Origin of the sequence: Streptomyces sp. NPDC048516 (genome assembly GCF_043199875.1) — a bacterium.
Taxonomy (GTDB): Bacteria; Actinomycetota; Actinomycetes; order Streptomycetales; family Streptomycetaceae; genus Streptomyces.
The window spans coordinates 16480-28722 of sequence record NZ_JBICWS010000031.1 but is presented as its reverse complement, the minus strand read 5'-3'; the positions used below and the strand labels follow the sequence as shown (position 1 = coordinate 28722).

General features: G+C 68.2%; 6 protein-coding genes. 2 read left to right on the top strand and 4 right to left on the bottom strand.

Features of this window, described 5'->3' with window-relative positions; genetic code table 11:
- Positions 1-5: 5 nt before the first annotated feature.
- The 3 genes from ACGFR7_RS34955 to ACGFR7_RS34945 all read right to left on the bottom strand — a co-directional run bounded on the left by ACGFR7_RS34955 (position 6) and on the right by ACGFR7_RS34945 (position 3699).
- On the bottom strand, positions 6-1055 hold the full coding sequence (locus ACGFR7_RS34955; RefSeq protein WP_393327358.1) for an ATP-binding protein: 1050 nt from the start codon (positions 1053-1055) through the stop codon (positions 6-8).
- Positions 1052-2578 carry a Mu transposase C-terminal domain-containing protein gene (locus tag ACGFR7_RS34950; RefSeq protein ID WP_393327417.1) on the bottom strand — a complete coding sequence of 509 codons (1527 nt, stop codon included), beginning with the start codon at positions 2576-2578 and terminating at the stop codon, positions 1052-1054. The genes ACGFR7_RS34955 and ACGFR7_RS34950 overlap by 4 nt, the downstream gene beginning before the upstream one ends.
- Positions 2579-2946: 368 nt before the next feature.
- Entirely contained in the window at positions 2947-3699 is a 753-nt protein-coding gene (locus tag ACGFR7_RS34945) for a TnsA-like heteromeric transposase endonuclease subunit (RefSeq protein WP_393327355.1), read from the bottom strand.
- Positions 3700-3992: 293 nt separating this feature from the next.
- On the opposite strand from ACGFR7_RS34945, the gene acnA reads away from it, so the two are divergent.
- The gene (gene acnA, locus ACGFR7_RS34940) at positions 3993-6707 is read left to right on the top strand and encodes an aconitate hydratase AcnA (protein WP_393327352.1); all 2715 of its coding nucleotides are present in this window, start codon (positions 3993-3995) and stop codon (positions 6705-6707) included.
- A gap of 166 nt (positions 6708-6873) precedes the next feature.
- Here the strand turns inward: acnA and ACGFR7_RS34935 are convergent, their stop codons facing one another.
- Entirely contained in the window at positions 6874-10317 is a 3444-nt protein-coding gene (locus ACGFR7_RS34935; RefSeq protein WP_393327349.1) for a GH92 family glycosyl hydrolase, read from the bottom strand.
- Between the two features lie 434 nt (positions 10318-10751).
- Between ACGFR7_RS34935 and ngcE the strand changes: the two genes are divergently transcribed.
- On the top strand, positions 10752-12191 hold the full coding sequence (gene ngcE, locus ACGFR7_RS34930) for an N-acetylglucosamine/diacetylchitobiose ABC transporter substrate-binding protein (RefSeq protein ID WP_393327346.1): 1440 nt from the start codon (positions 10752-10754) through the stop codon (positions 12189-12191).
- Positions 12192-12243 lie beyond the last annotated feature (52 nt).

Sequence of the window (12243 nt, the reverse complement as noted above, 5' to 3'; positions counted from 1 at the left end):
GCCGGTCACCGCTTCGCGGCTTTCGTGCGCGGGGACGCTGCGATTTCTGCGGCGTGGTCCAGTGGGATCGCGTCGATCGCTTCTTTCGTCACGCGTTCGGTGCCGCTCAGGATCGCGTCGATCGCGGCGCCCCGGATCGCGTGGGAGAGGGCGCCGATCATGCCGTCCGTCCGGTTGTGAAGGTAACGGTCCAGCTTGGCCAGGCTGCCCGGTGGGTGGTCGTGCAGGAGCAAGGTCTCCTCCATGGTTGCGACCAGTCCCTTCCACTCGTCGCCGTAGGCGAACCGCCGGGTGGGAACGAGAGTGAAGCGCCCCGCGATCTGGGCGCCCCGCGTGCCGGCCAGGAGATCACTGGTCTCCAGGCCGATGCCCGCGTAGACGAACGTGGCGGGGATGCGCTCGGAGAAGTACTTCAGGGTGTCGGAGACCTCACCGCCGGACCGGGTGACCTGCGAGACGTTGTGGATTTCGTCGACGAGCACCAGACCCGTGCGGGTGTCCGTGCAGACACCGACCACGGCCTCGATGATGTCCGTCATGTTCGACCGGCCCCGGACCGGCAGGCCCAGGAAGCGGGCGAACTCCGCGGCGACCATGCGGGCAGTCGCGGCCGGAGGGACGGTGATGTAAACCACGGGGATGCGGTCGGAGACATTCGGGTGGCGGGCCCGGTCAAGGAGTTCATGCGAACGTCCGAGCTGGGTGATGGCACTGGTCTTGCCCGTGCCGGGAAGCCCGGAGACCATCAGGCCGCGGCGGGCGCTGATCGCGTGCCGGTTGAGCAGGACCAGCCGACGGCCGCAGACCACCGTCTTCTCGACGAACGAGGTGGCGACCACGAGCATCCGGGCGTGATGGTCGAGCCGGTCATCGTCGTAGAGGTCCCGTTCGGCCGGGGACAGACGCCTCAGCGCGTCAGCAGACAGGAGAACCGGGGGCGTGGGCGGGTTCTCGATGAACTTCCGCCACCCGTCCAGCGTGGTCAGCTGCCGGTTGGCCTCGGCGTCGACCTCGCTCAACGCGATATGCCGGGCTGCTGGTCCGGAGAGGGTCACGTGGGCCTCCAGGGGTTGGCGAGCGGATCGAACAGGCCCAGCGGGATGACCTTCGCGACCTCGGCGTCAGCCTCGTCGTCGGGCATCGGCTCGGCCGCAGACAGGTCAGGAACCGGCCGGTCAGCGGCGGTGGCTCGGGTGCGGGCGGCGACCCGCCGGTCCCGCTTGGAGCGTTTGACCGGACGGTCTTTCCCTTCGGCAGGGCCGTCGTGGGCCCGCCGCAGCAGGGCAGCGGCGGCATCGGCGATCTGCGCCTCGCTCCCGTCCGGGACCTGCTCGCGGGCGTGGTCCCAGGCCATCTCGCCGAACGGGACGCCGACGCGGTGCAGGTGCTTCCAGAACACTGTGATCCACCGGGCCGGTTCGCTGCGGCGGTCGCGTACCCAGACACGGGAGACGTCGTAGGGGTCGTAGTGGATCTCCCACAAACCCTTCTTCTCCACCACCCCGGAGTGCTGGCGGCGCAACGGGGTCAGCTCGGCGTCGTCGTAGGTGCGGTGGTTGATCCGGATGCCGTAGGAGTTGATCGCCTGCCAGCGCTCGGGCAGCAACTCGACGTAGTCCTCGCCGCTGAACGGGGCCGGAACGTAGCCGCACGATTCCAGCAGCATCGCGTACTTCTCGTTCGGCGTGAACGCGCGTTTCGGTGAGTCCGGGTCCCGCAGCGCGTCGTGCGGGCGGTTCTGCCAGATGACGATCCACTCGTCCAGCAGGCTCTGAAGCTCGGGCAGGGACCACAGCGGCCCGTTCTCCAGGCCCCGGCCCCGGCGGTCCACCGACCGGCCGGTGTATCCCGCGACGAACTGCGCGAACAAAGTCGCCACCGAACCCAGCGTCTTCTCGATCGCGCCCTTCTCGAAGGGCGACGCCTTGTGCGTCGGCTGGAGGCTGATGCCCAAGTAGCGGCAGGACGCACGGAAGTTGTTCGAGATGAAGACCTTGCCGTGGTCGCAGACGATCGTGTCCGGCACGATCACCGGCCTCCCAGCCGCGTGCTGAAGCCGCTCGTCCAGGGCCGTCAGCCGCCGGTGCGGCAGCACCGATCTCGACATCCGAAGAGCTTCCGGCCAGCCAGGACGCATCATCTCGGGGGTGATGCTCCGGGCCAGAAGAGCGGAGGCGTCGGCCGCCTTCGTCGTCGGCCGCAGGACCGCGGCGGCCAGTGACCTGGTCGCCAGGTCGATCATGGCCGTCAGCTCGACCTTCCCGGTAATGCCGTCGTCCAGCCGGACCAGGACATCTAGCGGCGTGGAGTCGATCTGCATCCACTCGCCCGGCGCGCAGGCCGGCACCTCCCCGAACGGTCCGGCCGGACGCGCGTTCACCGAACGGCGTGTGGTCGCGGAGCCCGTCGCATGGGTGCCGGTGGCCAGCTTGTCGAACAGCCGGTAGAGCGTGCGCTGCGAGGGAACCTCGATCTCCTGCGCATCCTCACGGGAGGCCAGGATCTGCGTCGCCCGCCAGACCACGAAACCGATCGTCTTCGACGACGCCTCGGCCGTCTCACCGATCGCCTGCCGCATCGCCTCGACCACCGCCGGAGCCACCCGGCCGAAGGACGGCATCTGCTTGGCCGACCGGCCGTCGGCCAGTCCGACCAGCCCGTCCCGCTGATAGCGCTGGCGCCGCTGATTGACCCCGCTGGCCGTCATCGCATGCCCGGCCGCCGTCAGCTCGGCAGCCTTGGCCCGCTCCCGCTGAGCCAACGAGTTCCGTTCCGGGTCGAACTCCGGGCGCGGCACCGTCCCCACAGGAGCATCCGGCGGCAGGCCGTCCAGCACCTCCAGAATGTGCCTCTCCCACCAACGAGCCTGCTCCGCAGCCGTCTCTGGGAACTCCGCGATCCTGGCCGACGCAGGCACCCGCCGTTCCCGTTCCTTCCCGGCCCCCGTCACCGAACGCTTCCATCCGCCAGGCGCACTACGGTGGACGGCCCCAGCAGCGTGAACGCCAGCCCGTCGGCGGCCAACTCGCGCAGCCAGAGGAGATGGAACAGGACAGGGAGCGTCTCAAGCCGGTCACCGGCCGCATCCGCACCAGCCATCAACGGGACCGGTTCCGCGAAGACCTCACGGAGCAGGTCCACGACCGGCCCGCGACGGCACCGGGGATGCCGGTAGCGCGACAGCCACCGCACGTTCGCCAGCAGCACTTCCTCCGGAACCCCGACCCGCTCGAAAACCCACCCCGCCTGACGGCAGGCCATGTGCGTCACCTCGAACGCCTCCGCGTCCCTCGCCTCGATCCGCTCATCGGCACGGACATCCACGACCACCGCCGAGCCGTCCGCGCGGCGCACGAAGTAGTCCGGAGCATGCCGACGCTCACGCTCACCGTCGTGCCAGTGCAGCCAGAACGGCTGCGAGGCGATCCCCACCACCCCGGGATCGAAGTCCATCAGCACAAGCCGGTCCCGCTCCAGCCACGACTCGAAACCCACGTGCCGCCCGGTCGTCGCCGCCCAGTACCAGCCCGGGAAGTGACGCTCACCACGCGACCAGCGAAACGGCCGCACCGCGGCCGCTTCCTCGAACCGCCCCGTCACACAGTCCAGCAGCGGACGCCGCCGACACTCCCGTCGAGCGTCCATGTACGACAGCTCGACGTACGGCTCCGCAAGATCCACCCCCGCCGGTACGGCCACCCAGCACCCCCAGTACGTCCCCTCGTACGACTAGGTTCGCTGGCAAGGAAGCCAGAACGACTGGGTTCGCTGTCAAACGCCTCGATTGGATGACAGAGGACAACACCGGCAGGGCATGACCAGGCCGCGACGATGTACTAGAGTTATCTCGACATCGAGATATCTGCCGAGAGGCGTACCGTCGCCACGCCAGTAAGGCGTGCCTAACTTAGGCATACCTTAGCGGATGGTCAAGGAGCTGTGACGGCAGCATTGCGGTGGTACGCGCGAATTCATGCATGAAGGAGACTGTCGTGTCGGCGAACAGCTTCGACGCCCGCAGCACGCTGCAGGTGGGCGACGAGTCGTACGAGATCTTCCGGCTGGACAAGGTCGAAGGCGCCGCGCGTCTTCCCTACAGCCTGAAGGTGCTGCTGGAGAACCTGCTCCGTACCGAGGACGGCGCGAACATCACCGCCGACCACATCCGGGCGCTCGGTGGCTGGGACTCGCAGGCCCAGCCCAGCCAGGAGATCCAGTTCACGCCGGCCCGCGTGATCATGCAGGACTTCACCGGCGTGCCCTGTGTCGTGGACCTCGCCACCATGCGTGAGGCCGTGAAGGAGCTCGGCGGCGACGCCGACAAGATCAACCCGCTGGCCCCGGCCGAGCTGGTCATCGACCACTCCGTCATCGCCGACAAGTTCGGCACCAGCGACGCCTTCGGCCAGAACGTCGAGCTGGAGTACGGCCGCAACAAGGAGCGCTACCAGTTCCTGCGCTGGGGCCAGACCGCCTTCGACGAGTTCAAGGTCGTCCCGCCCGGCACCGGCATCGTCCACCAGGTGAACATCGAGCACCTGGCCCGTACGGTCATGGTGCGCAACGGCCAGGCCTACCCCGACACCCTCGTCGGCACCGACTCGCACACCACCATGGTCAACGGCCTCGGTGTGCTGGGCTGGGGCGTCGGCGGCATCGAGGCCGAGGCCGCGATGCTGGGCCAGCCGGTCTCCATGCTCATCCCGCGCGTCGTCGGCTTCAAGCTGACCGGTGAGCTCAAGCCCGGCACCACCGCCACCGACCTCGTGCTGACCATCACCGAGATGCTGCGCAAGCACGGTGTCGTCGGCAAGTTCGTCGAGTTCTACGGCGAGGGCGTCGCCGCCACCTCGCTGGCCAACCGCGCCACCATCGGCAACATGTCGCCGGAGTTCGGCTCCACCGCCGCGATCTTCCCGATCGACGACGAGACCCTCAACTACCTGCGTCTGACCGGCCGCGACGCCCAGCAGGTCGCGCTCGTCGAGGCGTACGCCAAGGAGCAGGGCCTCTGGCTCGACCCGGCCGCCGAGCCCGACTTCTCCGAGAAGCTGGAGCTGGACCTCTCCACGGTCGTCCCGTCGATCGCCGGCCCGAAGCGCCCGCAGGACCGCATCGTCCTCGCGAACGCCGCGCAGCAGTTCGCCGTCGACGTGCGCAACTACGTCGCCGACGACGAGGAGGCGGGCAAGGAGTCCTTCCCCGCGTCCGACGCGCCGGCCTCCGCCAACGGCATCCCGACGAACCCGGTCACCGTGACCGCCCCCGACGGCTCGACCTACGAGATCGACCACGGTGCGGTGACGGTCGCGGCCATCACCTCCTGCACCAACACCTCGAACCCGTACGTCATGGTCGCCGCCGCGCTGGTCGCGAAGAAGGCCGTGGAGAAGGGCCTGACCCGCAAGCCGTGGGTCAAGACCACCCTCGCCCCGGGCTCGAAGGTCGTCACCGACTACTTCGACAAGGCCGGGCTCACCCCGTACCTCGACAAGGTCGGCTTCAACCTCGTCGGCTACGGCTGCACCACCTGCATCGGCAACTCCGGCCCGCTGCCGGACGAGGTTTCCAAGGCCGTCAACGACCACGACCTGGCCGTCACCTCGGTGCTCTCCGGCAACCGCAACTTCGAGGGCCGGATCAACCCCGACGTCAAGATGAACTACCTGGCGTCCCCGCCGCTGGTCGTCGCCTACGCCATCGCGGGCTCCATGAAGGTGGACATCACCAAGGACGCGCTCGGCGTGGACCAGGACGGCAAGCCGGTCCACCTGGCCGACATCTGGCCGACCGAGGCCGAGGTCAACGACGTCGTGGCCAACGCCATCGGCGAGGACATGTTCAACAAGTCCTACCAGGACGTCTTCGCGGGTGACGCCCAGTGGCAGGCGCTGCCGATCCCCACCGGCAACACCTTCGAGTGGGACGCCGAGTCGACCTACGTGCGCAAGCCCCCGTACTTCGAGGGCATGACGATGGAGACCACCCCGGTCTCGGACATCTCCGGCGCCCGCGTGCTGGCGAAGCTGGGCGACTCGGTCACCACCGACCACATCTCCCCGGCCGGTGCGATCAAGGCCGACACCCCCGCCGGCCAGTACCTCACCGAGCACGGCGTCGAGCGTCGTGACTTCAACTCCTACGGCTCGCGCCGGGGTAACCACGAGGTCATGATCCGCGGCACCTTCGCCAACATCCGCCTGCGCAACCAGATCGCGCCGGGCACCGAGGGCGGCTACACCCGCGACTTCACCCAGGACGGCGCCCCGGTGTCGTTCATCTACGACGCCTCGCAGAACTACCAGGCCGCCGGCACCCCGCTGGTCATCCTGGCCGGCAAGGAGTACGGCTCCGGCTCGTCCCGCGACTGGGCCGCCAAGGGCACCGCGCTGCTCGGCGTCAAGGCCGTCATCGCCGAGTCCTACGAGCGCATCCACCGCTCGAACCTCATCGGCATGGGTGTCCTGCCGCTGCAGTTCCCGGAGGGCGCGTCCGCCGAGGCACTCGGCCTCACCGGCGAGGAGACCTTCTCCTTCTCCGGCGTGACGGAGCTGAACGACGGCACCACGCCGCGCACGGTCAAGGTGACCACCGACAGCGGCGTCGAGTTCGACGCGGTCGTCCGCATCGACACCCCCGGCGAGGCGGACTACTACCGCAACGGCGGCATCATGCAGTACGTGCTGCGCTCGCTGATCCGCAAGTGAGCAGGGCCGCCGGCAGCTGACCGGCGGCACAGGACGGGCCGCACTCCCCAGGCCGGGGAGTGCGGCCCGTCCGCGTATCCGGGGGCCGGCTGGACCCGGGTCCCCCAAAACGCCCTCTCCGCAGCTCTGGCGGGGCGAGCCCCGGGCAGGCCGCCGGTGCGGGTGCTCAGCTCAGTAGTTCCACCTCCGCCAGGGTGGCTTCGGTACCGGTGCGGAGCCGGTAGTGGCGGAAGTCGCCGGGCCGTTCGATGGCGAACACCCGCGTCTGGCGGTCCCAGGTGAAGTGTTCGTTGGCGCGGTGGTCGACCGCCTGCCAGTGCTGGCCGTCGCTGGAGCCCTCCAGCTGCCAGCCCGACGGCGCCGTGGTGTGCGCCGCGGAGGTCAGGGTGTACGACGTGATCCGGGCGGGCGAGGTCAGCGTGGCCGAGGCGGTGCTGAAGGTGGCCGAGGTTCCCGAGGTGTTGTCGAACAGCGGGCCGGCCGTGGGGTCCGAGCGGTCGGCGGGCGGGGAAGGCACCTTGTCGTCCTGGGTGATCGACGTGGGGGCGGCGTCCGCCGCGGTGCCCCAGGCGGAGGGGTGGTCGCCCATGGTGAAGTCCAGGGTGCCGCCGCGGGCCAGGAGCCGGTGCGGCAGAGCGGTGGAATTCCAGGGCTTACCGTTCACCCGGAGTCTTTGGACATAGAGGTTGCGCGCGTTGTTGCGCGGGGCCTTGATGGTGAGGTCGTGGCCGTTTTCCAGGTGGACCGTGGCCCGGGTGAACAGCGGGGAGCCCACCGCGTATTCGCCCTGGCCCATCACCAGCGGATAGAAGCCGAGCGAGCTGAAGACGTACCACGCGGACATCTCGCCGTTGTCCTCGTCGCCCGGATATCCCTGGCCGATCTCACTGCCGAGGTAGAGCCGGGACATCGCCTCGCGGACCTTTTCCTGGGTCTTGTAGGGCTGCCCCGCCGCGTCATAGACATAGGCGATGTGGTGCGAGGGCTGATTGCTGTGCCCGTACATGCCCATCCGGGTGTCGCGGGCCTCGGTCATTTCATGGATCACCTGGCCGTAGGAGCCGGCGAATTCCTTGGACGCGGTCTCCGGGGTGGAGAAGTAGGCATCCAGCTTCTTGGCCAGGCCCGGGCGGCCGCCGTAGAGGTTGGCCAGGCCGCGGGTGTCCTGCGGTGCCGTGAAGGCGAAGGTCCAGGCGTTGGTCTCGGTGTAGTCGTTGCCCCAGACCCGGGGGTCGAAGGCGTCCGGCGGCAGCCGCCGGTTGCCCCGGGCGTCCTTGCCCTGGAAGAAGCCGACCTTGTCGTCGAAGAGCTTGACGTAGTTCCGGGCACGGCCCAGGAAATAGGCGGCTTCTTCCTTGTAGCGGGGTTTTTTGGTCTTCTCGTACAGGGCCTTGCCCATACGGGCGATGCCGAAGTCGTTGAGATAACCCTCCAGCGCCCAGGACATGCCCTCACGGGTATCGGTGCTCGTATAGCCGAGGAAGGGCGCGGTGCTCATGCCCTTACGGCCGACGCCGGGGTTCGGCGGGGCGACGGTGGCGTTCTTGACGGCCGCGGCATAGGCCGCCTCGGCGTCGAACTTCACCCCCTTGGCATAGGCATCGGCGAATGCCACATCGGAACTCGTCCCGGTCATCAGGTCCGCGTAGCCGGGCGAGGACCAGCGGGAGATCCAGCCGCCGTCCTTGTACTGCTGGACGAAACCGTCGACCATTTTCCCCGCGCGTTTCGGGGTGAGGAGCGAATAGGCGGGCCAGGTGGTCCGGTAGGTGTCCCAGAAGCCGTTGTTGACGTACACCTCGCCGTCGACGATCTTCGAGCCGGTGTGGGTCGGGGTGTCCTGGCCGGTCTGCGGCGAGAAGGGGGACGCGTAGCGGCTGCGCGAACCGACCTTCTCGAAGCCGGAGTTGGGGTAGAGGTAGAGGCGGTAGAGGTTGGAGTACAGGGTGGTGAGCTGGTCGCGGCTCGCCCCCTGGACCTCGATCCGGCCCAGGAGGTCGTCCCACTGCGATTGCGCCCGGTCCCTGACGCCGGCGAAGGTCGCGTCGGCCGGGATCTCCCGGCTCAGATTCGCCCTGGCCTGGTCCACGCTGATCAGCGAGGTGGCGATCCGCATGGTCACGGTGCGGTCCGCCCCGGGCTTGAAGCGGAGATAGCCGGTGACGTCCTTGCCCCCGGTGCACGCACCGGCTCCACCGGTGCGGCTGGTGCCGCACCCCCCGCCCGCGAGTCTGCCGCCGCCGGTGACCGGGGCGTCGAAGACGCCGTAGACGAAGAGCCGGGTGGCGCCCACGGACAGTCCGCTCCTGACGTCCGAGAAGCCGGTGACGATGCCGCGCTCGGTGTCCAGGCTCAGCCCGCCCTTGTTGTTGACATTGTCGAAGATCAGGCTCGCCTGGTCACCGGGGAAGGTGAAACGCATCAGGGCGGCGTGGTCGGTCGGGGTGATCTCCGTCTTGAGGCCGTTGTCGAAGGTCACGCCGTAGTAGTGCGGCTTCGCGGTCTCGTTGGCGTGGTGGAACGGCAGCGCACGGCCGGTGCGGGAGGCATCCGGGGTTCCGGCCACGGCGGACGGCATGACCTGGAAGGTCTGCCAGTCTCCCATCCACGGGCTCGGCTCATGGCTGGCGCTGAAGGCCTGGAGGGTGGGGAGGTTGTCGGCGTTGTTCTTCCGCGCGTACTCGTAGAGCCAGTCGGCGGAGCCCGCGTCGGTGACCGGGGTCCAGAAATTGAACCCGTTGGGGACGGCGGTGGCGGGGAAGGTGTTGCCGCGCGAGAAGCTGCCGCTGGAGAGCGTGCCGCGGGTGGTGACGGCGTAGTCGGAGAGGTGCGCGAGCGGCTTCTGCGGGGCCTTGGGGCCGAGGGCGATGTCGTCGACCCAGCCGCGGAAGGCCGGTGCGGTCCGCGGTGCCCGGGGCGCGTCGTAGGCGACCAGGATCCGGTCGACGGTCTTTCCGGCGGCGACCGTGCCGATCCGTGACTCCCGGCTGTTCCACTGGTTGGCGTAGAGCGTCTTGGCGGCGGCCTGGCCCTGCGGGGTCAGCGGCGCGCCGTACTGGTCGACGGCGGACAGCTCGCTGAGGTAGGTGCCGTCGGTGAAGGCGAGGTCCACGGCGGTGTGGGTCGCCGGATAGTCCGGATCGCTCTTCGCCATCTCGGGGAAGATCTTGTACGAGAGCGAAGTGGTCGCGGTGACGGGGAGATTGACGTCGAAGACCTTGTTGTACGAGTAGCCGCGGCCGCCGGCGGTGTGGGTGCCGGAGTAGCGCAGCGCATGGGTGCCGCTGAAGCCGGCGTGCGCCTTGGCGGTGGGGGAGTCGCCCGGGCCGGTGTCGGTCCTGGTGTTCATGCCGGGCGCGGCGGGTGCGGTCTGCGGGCTGACCCCCGAGGCCCGGGGCGTGCCGTCGGGGCCGGTGTCGACGCTGTCGGTCCAGTCCGGCTGCGGTTCGCCGGATTCGAAGGAGGAGTGGAACTCCGTGGCTCCCTGGGGCTTTCGGGGCGGCGCGGCCTGTGCCGGGCCGGACACGGTGATGACGAGTAGCGCGGCCGCCGCGAGGGCGGTGGGGCGGGTGATCCCCCGCAGTGGACGGTGCCGGTATCCGATCCGCACGCGAGCCCTCTCAACAAGAGTGACATCGTTGTCAGTTACATGACGCCAAGATAAACAGAGATAAGTAAGGTGCGTGGGGTCTTTGGTGTCAAGGGTGTCGCTGAGATCGGTGGGCCGCGGTGTCGCCGGGCGGTCCGACAGGGTGACGTCCGGGCAATCCGATGCATGGCGGGGAGGTCTCAACTAGGGAAAGACTGCCGTCCAAACCTGCATTCGATCTTGCCCCTGAGGCCGGAAGTGGACTATACCTGTCGGCGTCCGACCGGCCGTACGACCACGGCGGCGGAGCCGGGGGGAAGGCGGGAACGGATGACTGCCCCGCATTTCTCTAGCGTGCCCGGTGCACATCCCGTACAACTCAGCTTCATCTGACCCGCGGTGCCGGGGTGGTTCCGGTACACCGCCTGAGTCCTGAAGAAGGCGAGGACTTGCGCATGGGATCCACCTCTGAATTCAACCGTCGCGATCTGGTCAAGCGAGCCGCGGCCCTGGGGATCATCGCCGTACCGTCCATGGGGGTGTTGTCGGCGTGTGCCGGCGGCGGTGGCGGTGACGACCACAAGGTGGAGAAGGGCAAGAAATCAGCCAAGAATCCACTTGCGGTCAATGAGTCGGCCGGCCTCGATGTGGTCATCTTCGACGGCGGATTCGGCGACAAGTACGCCAAGGACGCGCAGGGCGAGTACCTCAAGGCCTTCCCGAAAGCCGACGGCAAGGTCAAGCTCTCGTCGACCCAGAAGATCCAGTCGACACTGCAGCCGCGTTTCAACGGCGGAAACCCGCCCGACCTCGTCGACAACTCCGGTGCGGAGCAGATGGATTTCGGCACGCTGGTGGCCAAGGACCAGCTGACCGACCTCACCGCGCTCCTCGATGCCCCCTCCATCGACGATCCGCACAGGAAGGTGCGCGACACCCTGCGCCCCGGCGTGGTCGAGATGGGGCAGTTCGGCGGCAAGGAAACCTGGATCCTCTACTACGCCTACACGGTCTACGGCGTCTGGTACTCCAAGAGCAATCTGCAGAAGCTGGATGCGGAATACCCGGAGACCTGGGACGACATGCTGGCGCTGTGCGCCAAGGCCAAGAAGAAGGGCATCGCCGGCTGGACGTACCCGGGCAAGTACCCGTACTACCTGCCCTTCAGCCTGTACCCGTTCATCGCCAAGATCGGCGGTGAAGAGGTCCTGCGGAAGATCGACAATCTGGAGCCGAACGCCTGGAAGGACCCGGCGGTCAAGGCGGCCTTCGACGCCTATTACGAGCTCTACAAGAAGGGCTACGTCCTCAAGGGCTCGCCCGGGCTGGACCACCTGCAGTCGCAGAAGGCCTGGGCCGAGGGCAAGGCACTGTTCATCCCCAACGGTTCCTGGGTGGAGAACGAGTCGGCCAAGCAGATCGCGAAGAACCCGCAGTTCGATCTCTCGGTCGGCGCCCCGTCCAGCCTGTCCGCCTCCGACAAGATGCCGTTCGGCACCCTCTGGGCCTCGGGCGGCGAGCCGTACATCGTGCCGAGGAAGGCCCGCAACGCCGAGGGCGGTATGGAATTGCTGCGCATCATGCTCGGCAAGAAGTCCTCGCGGAACTTCATCCAGCAGGTCTCCTCCCTCACCTCGCTCAACGGCGGAACCGAGGGACTGAAGCTTCCGCCCGGTCTGGCATCGGCGCAGGTGGCGCTGCAGAAGGCCGGCCAGAACATCGTCAATCCGCGGTTGCAGGACTGGTATGTGGCGCTTGAGAAGGAGCGGATCGGTGTCGGTGCGCTGGGCGAGATGATGGCCGGCCGGATGACACCCGACGAGGCCATCAACAAGATCCAGAAGTACGCGGACGACACCCGCGACGACTCCAGCGTCAAGAAGTACAAGCGCTGACCGATGAGTTCGTGAGGCACCTCCCGGCGTGGGCCGGGGCGCGTCACCGGCT